14 protein-coding genes are annotated in these 17,729 nt (G+C 67.9%); 13 read left to right on the top strand and 1 reads right to left on the bottom strand.

The features are described from left to right. Positions 1-127: 127 nt before the first annotated feature. The gene (locus N4261_RS20240; RefSeq protein ID WP_261760786.1) at positions 128-1,189 is read left to right on the top strand and encodes an MBL fold metallo-hydrolase; all 1,062 of its coding nucleotides are present in this window, start codon (positions 128-130) and stop codon (positions 1,187-1,189) included. Between the two features lie 9 nt (positions 1,190-1,198). Here N4261_RS20240 and N4261_RS20235 read toward each other — a convergent pair whose 3' ends face one another. Continuing rightward, entirely contained in the window at positions 1,199-2,371 is a 1,173-nt protein-coding gene (locus N4261_RS20235) for a serine hydrolase domain-containing protein (protein WP_261757062.1), read from the bottom strand. A gap of 465 nt (positions 2,372-2,836) precedes the next feature. On the opposite strand from N4261_RS20235, the gene mraZ reads away from it, so the two are divergent. The 12 genes from mraZ to N4261_RS20175 are packed head-to-tail and all read left to right on the top strand — an operon-like array spanning position 2,837 to position 17,685. Further along, positions 2,837-3,265 (top strand): division/cell wall cluster transcriptional repressor MraZ, encoded by a 429-nt coding sequence (mraZ, locus tag N4261_RS20230; RefSeq protein ID WP_261757060.1) that lies wholly within the window; start codon positions 2,837-2,839, stop codon positions 3,263-3,265. Positions 3,266-3,273: 8 nt separating this feature from the next. Beyond that, on the top strand, positions 3,274-4,290 hold the full coding sequence (rsmH, locus tag N4261_RS20225) for a 16S rRNA (cytosine(1402)-N(4))-methyltransferase RsmH (RefSeq protein WP_261757059.1): 1,017 nt from the start codon (positions 3,274-3,276) through the stop codon (positions 4,288-4,290). Beyond that, the gene (gene ftsL / locus N4261_RS20220) at positions 4,287-4,619 is read left to right on the top strand and encodes a cell division protein FtsL (protein WP_261757058.1); all 333 of its coding nucleotides are present in this window, start codon (positions 4,287-4,289) and stop codon (positions 4,617-4,619) included. The genes rsmH and ftsL overlap by 4 nt, the downstream gene beginning before the upstream one ends. Further along, positions 4,616-6,391, top strand: coding sequence for a peptidoglycan D,D-transpeptidase FtsI family protein (locus N4261_RS20215; RefSeq protein WP_261757057.1), 1,776 nt, complete (start codon positions 4,616-4,618; stop codon positions 6,389-6,391). The genes ftsL and N4261_RS20215 overlap by 4 nt, the downstream gene beginning before the upstream one ends. A gap of 13 nt (positions 6,392-6,404) precedes the next feature. After that, positions 6,405-7,925, top strand: a complete 1,521-nt coding sequence (locus tag N4261_RS20210) for a UDP-N-acetylmuramoyl-L-alanyl-D-glutamate--2,6-diaminopimelate ligase (RefSeq protein ID WP_261757056.1) — start codon at positions 6,405-6,407, stop codon at positions 7,923-7,925. A gap of 20 nt (positions 7,926-7,945) precedes the next feature. Further along, positions 7,946-9,379, top strand: a complete 1,434-nt coding sequence (locus N4261_RS20205; RefSeq protein WP_261760785.1) for a UDP-N-acetylmuramoyl-tripeptide--D-alanyl-D-alanine ligase — start codon at positions 7,946-7,948, stop codon at positions 9,377-9,379. Then, entirely contained in the window at positions 9,369-10,547 is a 1,179-nt protein-coding gene (gene mraY / locus N4261_RS20200; RefSeq protein ID WP_261757055.1) for a phospho-N-acetylmuramoyl-pentapeptide-transferase, read from the top strand. The genes N4261_RS20205 and mraY overlap by 11 nt, the downstream gene beginning before the upstream one ends. A gap of 41 nt (positions 10,548-10,588) precedes the next feature. Beyond that, positions 10,589-12,940 carry a UDP-N-acetylmuramoyl-L-alanine--D-glutamate ligase gene (gene murD, locus N4261_RS20195; RefSeq protein WP_261757054.1) on the top strand — a complete coding sequence of 784 codons (2,352 nt, stop codon included), beginning with the start codon at positions 10,589-10,591 and terminating at the stop codon, positions 12,938-12,940. Further along, positions 12,937-14,211, top strand: a complete 1,275-nt coding sequence (gene ftsW / locus N4261_RS20190; protein ID WP_435531958.1) for a putative lipid II flippase FtsW — start codon at positions 12,937-12,939, stop codon at positions 14,209-14,211. Before murD ends, ftsW begins: the two co-directional genes overlap by 4 nt. Further along, positions 14,208-15,296: an undecaprenyldiphospho-muramoylpentapeptide beta-N-acetylglucosaminyltransferase gene (murG, locus tag N4261_RS20185; protein ID WP_261757053.1), complete on the top strand. Its 1,089-nt coding sequence runs from the start codon at positions 14,208-14,210 to the stop codon at positions 15,294-15,296. The genes ftsW and murG overlap by 4 nt, the downstream gene beginning before the upstream one ends. Next, positions 15,293-16,711 (top strand): UDP-N-acetylmuramate--L-alanine ligase, encoded by a 1,419-nt coding sequence (murC, locus tag N4261_RS20180; protein ID WP_261757052.1) that lies wholly within the window; start codon positions 15,293-15,295, stop codon positions 16,709-16,711. Before murG ends, murC begins: the two co-directional genes overlap by 4 nt. Beyond that, complete coding sequence (locus N4261_RS20175; RefSeq protein WP_261757051.1) at positions 16,708-17,685, top strand: D-alanine--D-alanine ligase; 978 nt, start codon at positions 16,708-16,710, stop codon at positions 17,683-17,685. Before murC ends, N4261_RS20175 begins: the two co-directional genes overlap by 4 nt. Positions 17,686-17,729 lie beyond the last annotated feature (44 nt).

Raw genomic sequence — 17,729 nt, 5'->3', positions numbered from 1 at the left:
ACCGTTTGCAGGGTTTGCAGCGGTGAAACCCAACGAGACCGACGAGCCCCCGATGCCTTTGCCCCGACTCGCCGCGCTGATTCCCGCCCTCATCCTCGGAGTATTTGCCGTGACTGCTTCTCGTGTGATGTCTTCGCCTGTGGCCGCCGCCTCCGCTGCGGGCGGCCAAGCGCCGTCCGTCGACCAGGCGATCCAGCAATCGCCGCAATGGTCCGGCGGCAAGTTCCACAACCCGGCGGTGGAGCCCGAGCAGGGCTTCTGGAAGATGGCCGGCATCATGTGGGACGTCATCTTCCACAAGCCGGCCGGCACCGTGCCGGACCAGGCGCTGAATGTCCAGGCGCTGACCCGTTCCCAGCTGATGGCGGCGCCGGACCGCACCTTGTTCCGACTCGGCCACTCGACCGTGCTGCTGAAGCTGCGCGGCCGTTTCTGGCTGACCGACCCGGTGTTCTCCGAGCGCGCTTCGCCGTTCCAGTGGATGGGCCCGAAGCGTTTCCATGCGCCGCCGATCGCGCTGGACGAACTGCCCGAGATCGAGGCGGTGATCCTCTCGCATGATCATTACGACCATCTGGACCATGCCACCGTGCAGGCGTTGGCGCCCAAGGTGAAGCACTTCGTGACGCCGCTGGGCGTCGGCCAGCGCCTGATCGAGTGGGGCGTGCCCGCTGAAAAGGTCCAGCAGTTCGATTGGTGGCAGGGCACGACGATCGCCGGACTTCAGCTGACCGCGACGCCGGCGCAGCATTTCTCCGGCCGCAGCCTGAGCGACCGCAACACGACCCTTTGGGCGTCCTGGGTGCTGGTCGATGACGATCTGCGGGTCTTCTTCAGCGGTGACACCGGCTATTTCGACGGCTTCAAGACCATCGGCGAGCGCTTCGGTCCGTTCGACCTGACCCTGATGGAAACCGGCGCCTACGACCCGCGCTGGCCCTATGTCCACATGCAGCCGGAACAGACGGTGCAGGCCCACATCGACCTGCGTGGCAAGCGGATGCTGCCCATCCACAACGGCACCTTTGATCTGGCGATGCACCGTTGGCAGGATCCGTTCGAGCGCGTCAGTGCCCTGGCGCGACTGCGTGACGTCGAACTGGTGACCCCGTTGATCGGCGCGCCGCTGGACGTGATGCAGCCCGGCCCGACGCCCGCCTGGTGGCAAGAAGCGTCCGCCGCGCGCTGAGGCCTGCGCTCAGTCGCCGCCGCATCCCGGCGGCGCTGTCGGTGACGCGGCGGCTGTCGTCGCTGCCGCCGCGCCGGCGCTCAGCGACGTGGCAGAGGAGGGCACCGAGGAGCGCGTCGATCCGGAACCCGCAGAGCCGGACGTGGATCGCGCGCCGACAGCCCCCCGCTGCGCGGCCGTCAGCAAGGCCTGCAGAATCGCCTGTGAGCGCCGCTGTCCATACCCTTGGCCGTAGGCGGAAGAGGTGATGGCCACGACTAGGTTCCGTGTCGGGATGACATAGATCTTGTTGCCGCCATTGCCCGAGGCGAAGTGCACCGGCACCGTCTCGCCGCCGATCGGCAGCGCCTTGAAGTACCAGAAGCGGCCATAGCTGTCGGCATAGGGATCGTCCTCACCGATCGGCACCCGAGGCGCCAGCAGCGCCGCGATGCCCGCAGCGCTGACCAACTGATTCCCCCGATACCGACCTTCGCAGCGCACCAGCTCGCCGATCCGCGCCATGCTGCGCGCGCTCAGCCACAGGTTGCCCTGTCCCTTGGTTTGACCCGCCTTGTCTTGCGCCCACCGCCATTGGGTGATGCCAAGGGGGCGAAACAGCTGCACATCGGCAAAGTCCGACAGCCGCTGCCCGGTCGCCTGTGTGACGGCCACACCGACGAGGTAAGCCGTCAGCGAGTTGTACCGGTAGACCAGGCCCGGTGCCTGTGCCCGCGGGACCGCCAGCGCGAAAGCGATCGGATCCGGCGCCTCGTCCATCTTGTTTTCATTGCCGGGGGAGGCGGGGTCGTCGTCAAACGCATCCAGTCCGGATTGCATCGTCAATGCGGCGCTGAGCGGCACCTCGCCGACCGCCGTGTCGCTCGAAGCCGGCCACAGCCGCTTGAGCGGCGCATCGATGTCAGGGATGGCGCCCCTTTCCACGGCCAGCGTCGCCAGCAAGGCGGTCACGCTCTTGCCGGCTGAGCGGATGTCGTTGAGCGAGTCGGGGCTTGCGCCGTTGTCATAGCGTTCGGCGACGATCCGGCCTGATCGCATCACCACAATCCCCCGCAGGTCACCGCGCGTGTCGCCGTGCCAGTCGCGGAGCGCGGCGGCCAGGACCACATCGACGGGATCGAGCGGGCCCGACGTGGCCTGCGCCGGCGACTGGCTCTGGCATCCGGCCAGCAGTCCGGCCAAGATTCCGAGCAGAAGGACGGTCAGCCCCGTCATGGGCAAGGAATGGCTGCCACGCCGCTGCGTTGGGTGCTCTGGGGCCATTGCGCGCATCGCCATCTCCGGGTGTGGACCGGTGCAGTGTGGTCGTCCTCCGAGGCGCGGCCAAAGGTCATCGCACACCGCCAACAGCTGAAACGGTGCTGCAGGCGCTGTCCGCAGGCCGCTGACGACACCCAGCCGTGCGGCGCGCCGGGTGGCGCTCACGCAGTTTCACGGGGGTACAGACCCCTGTATTTGTTGATCCATCACTTGCACAGGGAACCTTAAGTCCTTCATTTTGAACGACTTTTATTTTGTGAAGTTGCTTGAGAATGCTTGCTAAGTAGTTGATTTGATTGGGAAAAACGCTCAATTTCCTTGACCGGAGCTAAATGCGCCATTAAAGTGGGAGAAAGTGCAATTTGGTGGGTCAAAGTGGCGAATGTCGTGTTTCAGGGGGCGAGTGCCTTGGCGTTGGACGCCAAGGGGCGCTTGTCCGTCCCTGCACGACACCGCGAAGTCCTGCAGGCGCTGTGCGCCGGTCAGTTGACGCTCACCAAGCACCCGGAAGGCTGCCTCATGGTCTTCCCCCGTCCCGCCTGGGAACAGTTCCGTGACCGTGTCGCGGCGCTGCCGATGTCCGCCGCAGGCTGGAAGCGCGTCTTCCTCGGCAATGCCCAGGATGTGGAGATCGACTCCGCCGCACGCGTGCTGGTGGCGCCTGAGCTGCGTGCCGCCGCTGGGCTTCAGAAGGACGTGATGCTGCTCGGCATGGGCAGCCACTTCGAGCTCTGGGACGCCCAGGCCTATGCCGCCCATGAGGCCGCCATCATGCAATCCGAGCTGCCCGATGCGCTCAAGGACTTCAGTTTCTGAGCCACCCCATGAGCGCCGAGCAGTCCCCCTCCTTCACCCACACGACCGTCCTGCTGGACGAGACCGTCGACGGCGTCCTGACCGATCCCGACGGCCTGTATGTCGACGGCACCTTCGGCCGTGGCGGTCATTCGCGCCTGCTGCTGTCCAAGCTCTCGGACCGGGGGCGGCTGATCGCCATCGACCGCGACCCGGAAGCGGTCGCGGCCGCCACGACCGGTCAGACGCGGGTCGACGACCCGCGTTTCTCCATCTGCCACGCCCCATTCGCCGACATGGCGGCGGAACTCGCCGCGCTGGGCATCACCCAGGTGCAGGGCGTGCTGCTCGACCTGGGTGTGTCCAGCCCGCAGATTGACAACCCGGAACGCGGCTTCAGTTTCCGGTTCGACGGCCCGCTCGACATGCGCATGGACACCACGCGGGGCGAAAGCGCCGCGGACTTCCTCGCCCGGGCCGACGTCACACAACTTGCACAGGTGATTCGTGACTATGGGGAAGAACGGTTTGCTTTGCCGATTGCAAAGGCGCTTGTGGCTCGCCGGGAAAGCGGGAGTCCTGTACGAAGCACCGCCGAGCTTTCCAAAGTCGTGGCTGGTACGGTCAAAACCCGCGAACCGGGCCAGGATCCTGCAACGCGCACATTTCAGGCTCTACGGATATTCGTCAACGCCGAGCTTGAAGAGCTGCAGCAGGGGCTGAATGCCGCGCTGAGCCTGCTCGCGCCGGGCGGCCGACTGGCGGTGATCAGCTTCCATTCGCTGGAAGACCGCATCGTCAAGAACTTCATCGCCTCGCACAGCAAGGACGAGGTCGATCGCCGCGCCCCCTTCGCCGCGCCCAAGCCGTTGCCGCTGCTGGCGCTGGGCCGGGTCAAGCCGTCGATCGGCGAGGTCCGTGCCAATCCGCGCTCACGCTCCGCCATCCTGCGGGTGGCCGAACGCACCGAGGCGCCGCTGCCTCCCGCTCAGCCGGAGCCCTCGGGCAAGCAGCGGCGTGGGGAGCGAGGAGGGCGCCGCCGATGAGCCGCATCAACCTGATCCTGCTCATCGCGGTGCTGGCATCAGGCATCTATATGGTGCGCAGCGCCTATGACGCGCGCCGCCTGTTCACCGAGCTCGACCGCTCCCAGACCGAAGCCCGTCGTCTGGAGGCCGACTACCAACGCCTGCTGGCCGATCGCCAGGCGCAGGCGACCAACCTGCGTGTGGAGCAGGTGGCCCGTGAACGGCTGAAGATGCGCCCGATCTCGCCGGCCATCACCTTCACCGCCGACGCATCCGCCCTGGCCGCCAGCGCGGTGCGCTCGACCGCGTCCAGCACGACCGCCCCGGCCACCGGAGCCGCCCGATGATCGGTCGCAAGCGCTCCCACAATGCCTCGCGCAGCGTCAGCTATTCGAGCAGCCCGCTGCTGGCCTCGAAGACCCCGCCGTGGCGGTCGCGCTTTCTCGTCGCCCTGGTCGGCCTGGCCTTCGCCGGCCTGCTCGGGCGCGCCGCCTACATCCAGTTGATTGGCGAAGACTTCTTCCAGCGCCAGGGCGAGGCCCGCTACGCCCACAAGATGGAGCTGCCGGCCAGCCGCGGCAAGATCAGCGACCGCAGCGGTCAGGTGCTGGCTGCGAGCGTCGCCGTGCCCTCGATCTGGGCCTTTCCCAAAGAAGTCGATGCCGACCCGGTGAAGCGTCGCCAACTGGCCAAGCTGCTGGACATGTCGCCCAGCGAGCTCGACAAGCGGCTCGACCCCGCCAACCGGTTCGTCTTCCTGCGCCGTCAGGCGGACGATCAGACGGCGGCCAAGATCAAGGAACTCAATCTCAAGGGCGTGTTCCAGGATCGCGAATACAAGCGCCAGTACCCCGAGGGTGAATCCGCCGCGCACATCGTCGGTTTCACCAACATCGAAGAGCAAGGCCAGGAAGGCATCGAGCTGGCTTTCCAGAAGGAGCTGCAGGGCCGCGACGGCAGCCGCTCGGTGGTGCGCGACCGCCTGGGCCGGGTGGTGGAAGACATGGGCGAGCGGGTGCCCGCGGCGAACGGCCGCGACATCGAGCTCTCGATCGATGCCAAGGTGCAGTTCTTCGCCTACCAACGCGTGCGCGACGCTGTGGCTGAAAACAAGGCCAAGGCCGGCTCGGTGGTGGTGCTGGATGTGCACACCGGCGAAGTCCTGGCCCTGGCCAACTTCCCCAGCTATGACCCGGGCCATCGCAAGAACCTGTCCGGCGAGCAACTGCGCAACCGCGCCCTGACCGATGTGTTCGAGCCGGGCTCGACCATGAAGCCCTTCACCACCGGGCTGGCGCTGGAAACCGGCCGGGTGAAGCCGGACACGCTGTTGAGCACCGGCCCGCGCAGCGTGGTGATCTCCGGCTGGTCACCCACCGATGCCCATCCGCACGGCGACCTGACGGTCACCCAGGTGATCCAGAAGTCCAGCAACATTGGTGCCGCCCGCCTGGCGCTGATGATGCAGCCGCGCGAGATGCATGAGATGTTCACCGCGATCGGCCTGGGTCAGCGCCCGCAGATCAATTTCCCCGGCGCGGTGACCGGCAAGCTGCGTCCCTACAAGAGTTGGCGCCCGATCGAACAGGCGACGATGAGCTATGGCTACGGCCTCTCGGCCTCGTTGCTGCAACTGGCGCGCGCCTACACCGTGTTTGCGCGTGACGGCGACATCATCCCGATCACGATGACCAAGCGCGGTCCCGACGAGCCGGTGGCCGGCATCAAGGTCTTCTCGCCGAAGACCGCCGCCGAGATCCGAGAGATGTTGCAGATGGCGGCCGGCCCCGGCGGCACCGCGCCGCAGGCCATGGTGCCGGGCTACAGCGTGGGCGGAAAGTCCGGCACCGCGCACAAGCAGGAAGGCAAGGGCTACGCCAGCAACAAGTACCGCTCCTGGTTCGTGGGCATCGCGCCGATTTCCAAGCCGCGCATCATCGTCGCGGTGATGGTGGACGAACCGAAGAACGGCCAGTACTTCGGCGGCGCCGTGGCCGGCCCGGTCTTCAGCCAGGTGGTGGCACAGACGCTGCGGCTGCTGGGCGAAGCGCCCGATCTGGAGGTCAAGCCTCAGATCGTGGCGTCCCAGAAGCTCCAGGCCGTGGACGAGAGTTTTTAAGCGGGCAACGATCATGTTGATGCACCTGAAATCCCCCGAAGCCGCCGCCCGCTGGCTGCAGGAATGGACACCGAGCGGTCTGCTGCGCACCGACAGCCGTGCCGTGGGCCCCGGCGATGCCTTCATCGCCTGGCCCGGCTATGCCAAGGACGCGCGCCAGTTCGTGGCGGGCGCCCTGGCAGCCGGTGCGGCGACCTGCCTGGTCGAGGACCAAGGCGTGGCCGCCTTCGGCTTCGTCGATGCCCGCATCGCCGCCTTGCCCGACCTCAAGGCCCGCTGCGGCCAGATTGCCGCAGCGTTCTACGGCCACCCGAGCGCCCGTCTGGACGTGCTCGCCGTCACTGGCACCAACGGCAAGACCTCCAGCGCCTGGTGGATCGCCCAGGCGCTGACGCTGCTGGGCGCGCGCTGCGGTGTGATCGGGACCCTGGGGGTCGGTCAGCCGCCGGTCCCCGGCGCGCCGGCGGGCGCCACCCCGTCCATTGAGGCCACCGGCCTGACCACGCCCGATCCGGTCCGTCTGCAGGAGGCCTTCAAGCGCATGGCCGATGACGGCTACGCGGCCTGCGCCATTGAAGCCTCGTCCATCGGGGTGGAAGAACACCGCCTGACCGGCACGCGGATCAAGGTCGCGCTGTTCACGAATTTCACCCAGGACCATCTGGACTATCACGGCGACATGGCCGCCTACTGGGCCGCCAAGCGCAAGCTGTTCGCCTGGGAAGGGCTGCAGGCGGCGGTGCTCAATGTCGACGACGAGAAGGGCGCTGCGCTGGCCGCCGAGCTGGCCGCATCAGGTGGTGCGCTGGACCTCTGGACCTACGGCCTGAATCGCACCGACGCCCGCCTGTGGGCCGAGGACCTGCGCCATGACGCCCAGGGCCTGGCGTTCACGCTGCGCGAGGGCGCGCAGGCGGTGGCGGTGCAGACCGCGCTGATCGGCGACTACAACGTCTCCAACCTGCTGGGCGTGATCGCCGGCTTGCGGGCGCTGGGGCATTCGCTGCAAGACATCGCCCGCGTCGCGGCCCTGGTGACCCCGGTGCCGGGCCGCATGCAGCGGGTGGGCAATGGGCGCGAGCTGCCGCAGGTGGTGGTCGACTATGCCCACACGCCGGATGCGCTGGAGAAGGCGCTGTCCGCCCTGCAACCGCTGGCCAAGGCCCGTGGCGGTGCGCTGCAGGTCGTGTTCGGCTGCGGCGGCAACCGCGATCCAGGCAAGCGGCCGCTGATGGGCGCGATCGCCGCACGGCTGGCGGCGCAGGTGGTGCTCACCAGCGACAACCCGCGGCACGAAGATCCGCGGCTGATCCTGGCGGACATCGAGGCCGGCCTTCCGGCGCAGACGTCGCATCAGGTGATCGTCGACCGGGCCGAAGCCATCGACCAGGCGGTGAGCCAGGCCGGTGCGCGCGACGTGGTGCTGATCGCTGGCAAGGGCCATGAGGACTATCAGGAGATCGCCGGCGAGCGCCGCGCCTTCTCCGATGTGCAGGCCGCCCGCGCAGCACTGATCGAAAGGGCCGGGCTGTGACCGACGCCACGCTGCCGATGATGACGCTGGGTCAGGCGCATGCGCTGCTGCAGCCGCTGCTGCCGGGCGTGGTCCTGGTGGGCGATGCGGCGACGCCGCTGTGGCGTGTCCATACCGACACCCGCAGCCTGCGCGCGGGCGACCTGTTCGTGGCGCTGCGCGGCGAGCGCTTTGATGCCAATGACTTCCTGCCCCAGGCCAAGGCCGCCGGCGCGGCCGCGGCGCTGGCGGAGCGCGGTCTGGACGAGGCCGGCATGCCGGGCCTGCAGGTGCCCGATGCCAAGCACGCGCTGGGCCTGCTGTCGCAGGCGTGGCGTGCGCAGCACCATCTGCCGGTCATTGCGGTCACCGGCAGCAACGGCAAGACCACGGTCACCCAGATGATCGCGTCCATCCTGCGCGCCTGGCTGGGCGATGCGGCGATGTTGGCCACCGAAGGCAACTTCAACAACGAGATCGGCGTGCCGCTGACGCTGCTGCGGCTGCGTCAGAACGAATCGGTCTGGCACCGCGCGGCCGTGGTCGAGCTGGGCATGAACCATCCCGGCGAGATCGCTCCACTGGCGGCGATGACCCAACCGGGCGTGGCGCTGGTCAACAACGCGCAGCGCGAGCACCAGGAATTCATGCACACCGTGGAAGCGGTGGCGCGCGAGAACGGCGCGGTCATCGATGCCCTGGGTGGTGCCGGTGTGGCGGTGTTTCCTGCCGAAGATCCTTGCGCACCGGTGTGGCAGTCGCTGTCTGCCGGTCGCGGCACGCTCACTTTCGCGCTGCAGGGCCAGGCCGATGTCATGGGTCGGGCGCAGTGGATCGCACCGGGCGATGACAGCGCGGCCGGCACCACCGGGCATTGGGCCATCGAGATCCTCACCCCCGCCGGTGCCGTGCCGGTGACCCTGGCGATGGCCGGTCAGCACAACGTGCGCAATGCGCTGGCGGCCGCGGCCTGCACCCTCGCGGCCGGGGCGCCGCTGGCAGCCATCCGCGACGGCTTGCAGGCCTTCAAGGCGGTGAAGGGCCGGTCCGCGCTGCAGACGGCGATCTGGAGGGGACGCCGCATCACCCTGATCGACGACAGCTACAACGCCAACCCCGACAGCGTGCGGGCCGCCATCGACGTGCTGGCCGAGTTGCCGGGTGCGTCCTGGCTGGTGCTGGGTGACATGGGCGAGGTCGGTGATCAAGGCCCGGCCTTCCACCGCGAGGTCGGCACGCATGCGGCCGATCAGCGCCTGGCGGCCCTGTGGACCGCCGGTGCAGCGGCCCGCGACGCCGCCCAGGCCTACGGCACCGGCGCGCGCGCCTTCGACACCGTGGCCGAACTCATCGCCGCGCTGGATGCGGCGCCGCAAGTGCAGAACATCCTGGTCAAGGGCTCGCGCTTCATGAAGATGGAACAGATCGTGGCCGCCTTGCAGTCCGGCGGCCCAGGAGGAACCCATGCTGCTTAGTCTGGCCCAGTGGCTGCAGGCCAATTTCCCTGACCTGGGTTTTCTCCGCGTCTTCAGCTACATCACCTTCCGCGCGGTGATGGCGGCGCTGACGGCCTTGCTGATCGGCCTGGCCTTCGGTCCGTGGGTGATCCGTCGCCTGACCGAAATGAAGATCGGCCAGCCGATCCGCGAATACGGCGTGCAGCAGCACCTGTCCAAGAGCGGTACCCCGACCATGGGCGGCGTGTTGATCCTGATCGCCATCGGCGTGTCCACCCTGCTGTGGTTCGATTGGGCCAACCGCTTCGTCTGGGTGGTGATGCTGGTGACCATGGGCTTCGGCGCCATCGGCTGGGTCGACGACTACCGCAAGGTGGTCAACAAGGATCCGGAGGGCATGCGCAGCCGCGAGAAATTCTTTTGGCAATCGCTGATCGGCCTGATCGCGGCGCTCTACCTGGCGTTCAGCGTGTCCGAAACCAGCTTCTTCGGCGTGGTGCAGCTGTTCTTCCGCTGGGTGTCGAGCGGCTTCTCGACCGAACTGCCGCCCAAGGCCGACCTGCTGCTGCCGTTCTTCAAATCGGTCAGCTATCCGCTGGGCGTGTTCGGCTTCATCGGCCTGTCCTATCTCGTGATCGTCGGCACCAGCAATGCGGTGAACTTCACCGACGGCCTGGACGGCCTGGCGATCATGCCAGTGGTGATGGTGGGTTCCGCGCTGGGCGTGTTCGCCTACCTGACCGGCTCGTCGGTGTTCAGCCGCTACTTGCTGCTGCCCTACATCCCCGGCGCGGGCGAGCTGTTGATCTTCTGCGCGGCGCTGGCGGGCGCGGGTCTGGCGTTCCTCTGGTTCAACACCCATCCGGCCCAGGTCTTCATGGGCGACGTCGGCGCCTTGGCGTTGGGCGGCGGGCTGGGCACGCTGGCGGTGATCACCCGCCAGGAGATCGTGCTCGGCATCATGGGCGGCGTGTTCGTGGCCGAGGTGCTGTCGGTCATGCTGCAGGTCAGCTGGTTCAAGTACACCAAGAAAAAGTACGGCGAGGGCCGACGCATCTTCAAGATGGCGCCGTTGCATCACCACTTCGAGAAGTCGGGCTGGAAGGAGACGCAGGTCGTCGTCCGGTTCTGGATCATCACCATGCTGCTGTGCCTGGTGGGTCTGGCCAGCCTGAAGCTGCGCTGAGCACCGCGCGCCACGACGAACCGACCCAGGATACGACACCCATGGACTTCCCCGCGCTCTTCCAGGAACAGCACGCCTTGGTGCTGGGCCTGGGCGACTCCGGCCTGGCGATGGCGGCCTGGGCCGCACGCCTGGGTGCGCGCGTGACGGTCTGGGACAGCCGCGAACAGCCGCCGCAACTCGCCGCGCTGCGCGAACGCCTGCCTGACGCGGGCTTCATCCATGGCGCACTGGACGCGTCGCAACTGGACGGCGTGACGCTGCTGCTCAAGAGCCCCGGCCTGTCGCCGCTGGATGCGCGCCTGCAGCCGTTGCTGGCCCGCGCGGCTGAGCGCGGCCTGCGGGTGCAAGGCGAGCTGGATCTGTTTGCGCAGGCGCTGGCCCAGCTGAAGGCGTCCTATCGCTATGAGCCGGGTGTGCTGGCCATCACCGGGACCAACGGCAAGACCACCACGACCAGCATGACGGCGCTGCTCGCCGAACGCGCTGGCCGCCGTGTCGCAATGGCCGGCAACATCGGGCCCACGCTGCTGGGCACCTTGTCTGACGCCCTCGATCGCGAACCGCAGCCGGTCTCAGCGGAAGACGCGGCTGCTGCCGAGGCGACGGCGCCTGCGGAGGGCGAGGATCGGTCGGATGAGGCCCATGAGGCCCATGAGGCCGATGTGGCGGATGCAGCCGATCTCGCTGATGCAGCCGATCTCGCTGATGCGGCTGATGCGGCGCACGCCCCGGCGTCCCCCGTCCATGCTGACGATTGCGCAGCCACCGAAGCCACGATCGCGGAAGATCCGTCCGTTGTGAGTGCCGATGCGGTCAATGTGGCTGCTTCCGATGCGGACACCATGGGAGGGGCCGAGACCCCGGCCGACACCCACGCCCAGACCGAGCCCGCACCGCCGACCGAGTACAGCGCCGATCTAAGCGGGGACGCGCTGGCGCAGACGTCCGTCAGCGACGATGCGTCCACCGACGTGCAGAGCGCCGCCCATGCGACGCCGATCGAGACTGCAGCTGGCGCAACGTCCGCCGCAGCAGTGGCCGTGACCACGGCGCAGGCCCGCATCGCGCTGCCCGAGTCGCCGGCCCAGGCCGCATCCACGCCAGCGCCGACCGAGGCCGCAGGGCAGGCCGATGCGGCACTGTCGGCGGACATGATCCATTCAGCCGACGGGTCTGCCGAGACCCCGTCGTTGCCGTCATCCGTGGACGCATCGACGGCAGACGCTACCTCGTCGACCGCCACGCTGATCGAGCCGGTGGCGGCCGATCCGGAGCGCACCGTCCTGGAGACGGTGGCGGACCTGCTGGACGAAGCCCCGCTGCCGATCAAGCCGCCGCCGCCGAAGCCGGCGGAATTCGAAGCCTTGCCGCAGGTCTGGGTGCTGGAGTTGTCCAGCTTTCAGCTCGACGGCGTGCAGGGCTTCGAGCCGAGCGCCGCTGCGGTGCTCAACATCACCCAGGACCATCTGGACTGGCATGGCGACATGCCGGCCTATGCACGGGCCAAAGGCCGCATCTTCGGCGAGCAGGCGGTGATGGTCATCAACCGGGACGATGCCGAGGTCGAGGCCCTGGTGCCGGCGCCCATCCAGGTCAAGCAGGGACGCGGTCGTCCCAGCAAGACGGTGGAGCGGGAGGTGGTGCGCTTCGGCCTGGATGCGCCGCGTCGGCCGGGCGACTTCGGTCTGGTCGTCGAGAACGGCATGGCCTGGCTGGTGCGCGCCCGCGAGCAGGAAGAAGAGCTCAAGGGTCTGAAGCGCCGCAAGGGCGAGGACGATGAACCGCTCTCGATCCAGCGCCTGATGCCGGCCGATGCCCTGCGGGTGCGCGGCCGCCACAACGCCGCGAATGCGCTGGCGGCGCTGGCACTGACCACTGCCATCGACTGCCCGCTGGCACCGATGCTGCACGGGCTGCGCGAGTACCGCGGTGAACCGCACCGCGTCGAATTCGTCAGCACGATCAAGGGTGTGGATGTCTACGACGATTCCAAGGGCACCAACGTCGGCGCCACCGTGGCGGCGATCCTGGGCCTTGGCGCGGATCGCGCTCCGGCCAAGCTGGTGATGATCCTCGGCGGCGATGGCAAGGGCCAGGACTTCTCCCCGCTGGCGACGCCGATCGCGCTGCATGCCCGCGCCGTGGCGCTGATCGGGCGCGATGCGCCGCAGATCGAAGCCGCGCTGCAGGGCAGCGGCGTGCTGATGCATCGTCACGATTCGCTGGAAGCCGCCACCCACTGGGCTCTGGTCCAGGCCCTGGCGGGAGACAGCGTGCTGCTGAGCCCGGCCTGCGCCAGCCTGGACATGTTCCGCAACTACGCCCATCGCGCCGAGGTGTTCATCGCCACCGTGCGCGAGCTGGCGCAGGATGAGGGACTGATCGAATGAGCCCGATCACCGGCTTCATCGAGACCGTCGGCGCCCGCGTGCGGGCGCTGATGTCGCGTCGCGACGCGGCCGCCGTCGGCGGCGTGGACGTGCCGGTGCGTGACTGGGTCTCGACCTCGGCCGGCCAGCCGACCCGCATCCTCGGCTTCGACCTGACGTTGGTCTGGGTGGTGCTGTCGTTGCTGTCGCTCGGTCTGCTGATGGTCTATTCGGCCTCGATCGCGCTGCCGGACAACCCCAAGTTCGCCAAGTACGCGCCCATGCATTTCTTCATGCGGCAGTCCACCTTCATCCTGCTGGGCTTGCTGGCCGGCTGGATCACGGTGATGGTGCCGGTGAATGTGTGGGAGCGCCATGCGCCGAAGATCTTCGTCGCGGCGCTGGTGCTGCTGGTGGTGGTCCTCATTCCGCATGTGGGCAAGGGCGTGAATGGTGCGCGCCGCTGGCTGCCGCTGGGGGTGATGAACTTCCAGCCGTCCGAACTGGCCAAGCTGGCCATCGCGATGTATGCGGCCAACTACATGGTCCGCAAGATGGAGATGAAGGAGAACTTCTTCCAGGCGGTCTGGCCGATGGCGTGTGCGCTGGCCTTTGTTGGCGTGCTGCTGCTGGCGGAGCCGGACATGGGCGCGTTCATGGTGATCGCGGCGATCGCGATGGGCATCCTGTTCCTGGGCGGCGTCAACGGGCGGATGTTCTTTCTCAGCGTGGCGGTGCTGATCGGTGCGTTCGTGCTGATGATCACCTTCAGTGATTTCCGCCGCGAGCGGATCTTCGCCTACCTCAATCCGTGGGATGAGAAGTATGCGCAGGGCAAGGCCTACCAGCTCACCCACTCGCTGATCGCCTTCGGTCGCGGCGAGTTCTTCGGGCAGGGCCTGGGCTCCAGCCTGGAGAAGCTGCACTACCTGCCCGAGGCCCACACCGACTTCCTGCTCGCGGTGATCGGCGAGGAGCTGGGCTTCATCGGCGTGGCGATCGTGATCTTCGCCTTCTTCTGGCTGTCTCGCCGGCTGTTCCACATCGGCCGGCAGGCGGTGGCGCTGGACCGGGTCTTCGCCGGTCTGTATGCGCAGGGCATCGGCATCTGGATGGGCGGACAGGCCTTCATCAACATGGGCGTCAACCTGGGCGCCCTCCCGACCAAGGGGCTGACGCTGCCGCTGATGAGTTATGGCGGCTCGGCCACAGTCCTGAATTGCGTGGCTTTGGCGATTGTTTTGCGAATCGATATCGAGAACCGACAGTTGATGCGGGGAGGGCGGGCATGAGCACGCGCCACCTCGTGGTGATGGCCGCCGGCACCGGCGGCCACGTGATTCCCGGCCTGGCGGTCGCGGCAGAAATGCAGCGTCGCGGCTGGACGGTATCCTGGCTGGGCACCGAAGCCGGCATGGAGAACAAGCTGGTGCCGCCGTCCGGCCTGCCGCTGGACCGCCTGGCCTTCGCCGGCCTGCGCGGGAAGGGTCTCAAGCATGCGGTGCTGGGAGTGGGGCGTCTGTTCCGTGCCTTGGCGCAGAGCGCGCATGTGCTGGGCGAGCGCAAGGCCGATGCGGTGCTGGGCATGGGCGGCTATGTCTGCCTGCCAGGCGGCCTGATGGCTTGGCTGATGCGTCGGCCGCTGTTGCTGGTCAATGCGGATGCGGCCCTGCTGCTGTCCAACAAGGCCTTGGCGCCGGTGGCCAGGAAGATCGCCTTCGGCTTCGACGGCCTGGCTGCGATCCAGCAGCGCAAGAGCGTCGTCACCGGCAATCCGGTGCGTACCGAGATCGAAGACCTTCCCGCGCCCGAGCTGCGCTTTGAAGGACGGACCGGTCCGTTGAAGGTGCTGGTGGTGGGCGGCTCGCTGGGCGCGCGCGCCATCAACGAGGTGCTGCCCCAGGCGCTGGCCCTGTGGCCTGAGGCCGAGCGGCCGCAGGTGACCCATCAGACAGGCGAAGCCAACTTCCCCTTGGTGCAGGCCGCGTATGAGCGCGCCGGTGTCCAGGCCGAGGTGCTGCCCTTCATTCATGACATGGCCGCGCGGCTCGCTGACGCGGATGTGGTGATCTGCCGCGCCGGCGCGGTGACGGTGTCCGAACTCTGCGCGGCGGGTGCCGCCAGCATCCTGGTGCCGCTGGTGGTCAGCACCACCTCGCATCAGCGCGACAACGCGCAGTACATGGCCCAGCATGAAGCGGCGGTGCATCTGCCGCAGGCCGAGCTGTCCGCACAGGCGCTGCACGATCTGCTGCAGGCGCCGCGTGAACGGTGGCTGGCCTATGCCGTCAAGGCCCGCTCGCTGGCGCGCCCGCGGGCCGCCTCGCGGGTGGCGGATGAGATCGAGGCCATGCTGCCTGCAGGAGCACGCGCATGAAGCACGCCATCCAGCGCATCCATTTCACCGGCATCGGCGGGGCCGGCATGAGCGGCATTGCCGAGCTGCTGGCCGCGCAGGGCTATCAGGTCAGCGGCTCCGACCAGGGCGAGGGCGAGACCACCCGCCGCCTGCGCGCGCTGGGCGTGACGGTGCACATCGGCCATGCGGCCTCGCATGTGGGTCAGGCCCAGGTGCTGGTGAAGTCCAGCGCGATCAAGGCGGACAACCCCGAGCTGATGGCGGCGCACACCCAAGGCATTCCGGTGCTGCTGCGCGCGCAGATGCTGGCGGAGCTGATGCGCCCGCGAATGGGCATCGCCATCGCCGGCACCCATGGCAAGACCACCACCACCTCGCTGCTCACCTCGGTGCTGCTGCAGGCGGGTTTGGATCCGACCTATGCCATCGGCGGACAGCTGCTGGCCAGCGGCGCCAATGCGGCGCTGGGTCGGGGCCCGCACATGGTGGTCGAGGCCGATGAGTCCGATGCGTCCTTCCTGCATCTGCTGCCGCAGATGGCGATCGTCACCAACATCGATGCGGACCACATGGACACCTACGGGCACGACATGGCCCGTCTGCGTCAGGCGTTTGTCGACTTCCTGCACCTGATGCCCTTCTGGGGTACGGCGGTGCTGTGTGGGGATGACCCCGGCGTGCGCAGCATCCTGCCGATGCTGTCCCGACCGGTGCTGCGCTACGGCATGGACGCCGCCAACGAGGTGCGCGCGATCGAGGTGCAGGCCGATGCCGGCGGCCAGATGCGCTTCACCGCGCTGCGCCGCCATGTTGACGGCCAGGCGCTGGCGCCGCTGCCGGTGCAACTGCGGCTCGCGGGTCAGCACAACGTGCTGAATGCGCTGTCGGTGATCGCGATGGCGATGAGCCTGGGCATTGCGGACGAGCCCTTGCAGCAGGCCCTGGCGAACTTCGGCGGCGTGGGACGTCGCTTCCAGTCCTACGGGGACCTGCCGGTGGACGGTGGCGCGGCGTTGCTGATCGACGATTACGGCCACCATCCGGTGGAGATGCAGGCGGTGCTGAATGCGGCCCGCGGCGCCTATCCGGGCCGTCGGCTGGTGCTGGCCTTCCAGCCGCACCGCTACACCCGCACCCGGGATTGCTTCGACGATTTCGTGTCGGTGCTGGCGCAGGCGGATGCGGTGCTGCTCACCGACATCTATGCCGCGAGCGAATCGCCGCTGCCCGGCATCAGCGGTGAAAGCCTGGCCCAGGCCGTGACGACCCGCGGCACGGCAGCCGGCTATGTGGGGGACTGGCAGCAACTGCCCGAGGCCATTCGGGCCGAGGCACGTGCTGACGATGTGGTGATCGTGATGGGGGCGGGCTCGATTGCGGCCGTGCCCGCACGCACCGTGGAATTGATGACGCAAGGGAAGGGCCGCACATGACGCTGGACCTCAACATGGACCGGATCTCGGTCTCCGCGCTCGGCAAGGTGGCCGTGCTGTTTGGTGGCGATTCGGCTGAGCGCGATGTCTCGCTGATGTCAGGTGACGGCGTGCTGGCCGCCCTGCGGGCACAGGGGGTGGACGCCCATGCCTTCGATCCGTCGAAGCGGCCGCTGCAGGCGTTGAAGGACGAAGGCTTCCAGCGCGTCTTCATCGCGCTGCATGGTCGCCATGGCGAAGACGGCACGGTGCAGGGCGCGCTGGAACTGCTGGGCATTCCCTACACCGGCTCCGGCGTGATGGCGTCCGCCATCGCCATGGACAAGATCACCACCAAGCGGATCTGGCTGGCCGATGGCCTGCCAACGCCCCGCTGGGTCAGCCTGCGCCGCGACGAGCAACAGCGCGAGCGGGTGCGCACCGTGCCGGACGAGCTCGGCTTGCCGCTGTTCGTGAAGCCGCCGCATGAAGGCTCGTCGATGGGGGCGAGCAAGGTGATGGGCTATTCGCAGATGCAAGAAGCCGTGGAGCTCGCCGCCCGCTTCGACGCGGTGGTGCTCTGCGAAGAATTCATCGACGGGCAGGAACTCACCTGCCCGGTGCTGGGCGACGGCGAAGACGCGGTGGCCCTGCCGGTCATCGAGATCCGCGCCGAGCAAGGCAACTACGACTACCAGAACAAATACTTCACCGACACCACGCAGTACCTCGTCGCCCAACTGCCGAGCGAGCTGCAGGAGGAAGTGCAGACGCTGGTGCTGGCCGCCTATCGCTCGCTGGGTTGCCGCGGCTGGGGCCGTGCGGACCTGATGCGCCGCAAGAGCGACGGCAAGTTGTTCCTGCTGGAAATGAACACCTCGCCCGGCATGACCTCCCATTCCTTGGTGCCCAAGGCCGCGCAGGCGGTGGGCGTCAGCTATGAACACCTGTGCCTGTGGCTGTTGAGCCAGGCCCGGTTGGACAGCCAAGCCTGATCGCCGCGACGAGCGCAATACCCGACCCCAACCCCGACCCCGAC

The organism is Roseateles amylovorans, from assembly GCF_025398155.2.
Classification (GTDB): Bacteria; Pseudomonadota; Gammaproteobacteria; order Burkholderiales; family Burkholderiaceae_C; genus Roseateles; species Roseateles amylovorans.
This window is presented reverse-complemented; position numbering and strand designations above follow the sequence as displayed.

Bases quoted from the DNA above. Each gene is read 5' to 3' on its own strand.
- ftsW (WP_435531958.1), top strand. From the start codon at position 12,937: ATGAGCCCGATCACCGGCTTCATCGAGACCGTCGGCGCCCGCGTGCGG.
- murG (WP_261757053.1), top strand. From the start codon at position 14,208: ATGAGCACGCGCCACCTCGTGGTGATGGCCGCCGGCACCGGCGGCCAC.
- N4261_RS20240 (WP_261760786.1), top strand. From the start codon at position 128: ATGTCTTCGCCTGTGGCCGCCGCCTCCGCTGCGGGCGGCCAAGCGCCG.
- N4261_RS20210 (WP_261757056.1), top strand. From the start codon at position 6,405: ATGTTGATGCACCTGAAATCCCCCGAAGCCGCCGCCCGCTGGCTGCAG.
- mraY (WP_261757055.1), top strand. From the start codon at position 9,369: ATGCTGCTTAGTCTGGCCCAGTGGCTGCAGGCCAATTTCCCTGACCTG.
- rsmH (WP_261757059.1), top strand. From the start codon at position 3,274: ATGAGCGCCGAGCAGTCCCCCTCCTTCACCCACACGACCGTCCTGCTG.
- murD (WP_261757054.1), top strand. From the start codon at position 10,589: ATGGACTTCCCCGCGCTCTTCCAGGAACAGCACGCCTTGGTGCTGGGC.
- N4261_RS20175 (WP_261757051.1), top strand. From the start codon at position 16,708: ATGACGCTGGACCTCAACATGGACCGGATCTCGGTCTCCGCGCTCGGC.
- murC (WP_261757052.1), top strand. From the start codon at position 15,293: ATGAAGCACGCCATCCAGCGCATCCATTTCACCGGCATCGGCGGGGCC.
- ftsL (WP_261757058.1), top strand. From the start codon at position 4,287: ATGAGCCGCATCAACCTGATCCTGCTCATCGCGGTGCTGGCATCAGGC.
- N4261_RS20205 (WP_261760785.1), top strand. From the start codon at position 7,946: ATGACGCTGGGTCAGGCGCATGCGCTGCTGCAGCCGCTGCTGCCGGGC.
- N4261_RS20215 (WP_261757057.1), top strand. From the start codon at position 4,616: ATGATCGGTCGCAAGCGCTCCCACAATGCCTCGCGCAGCGTCAGCTAT.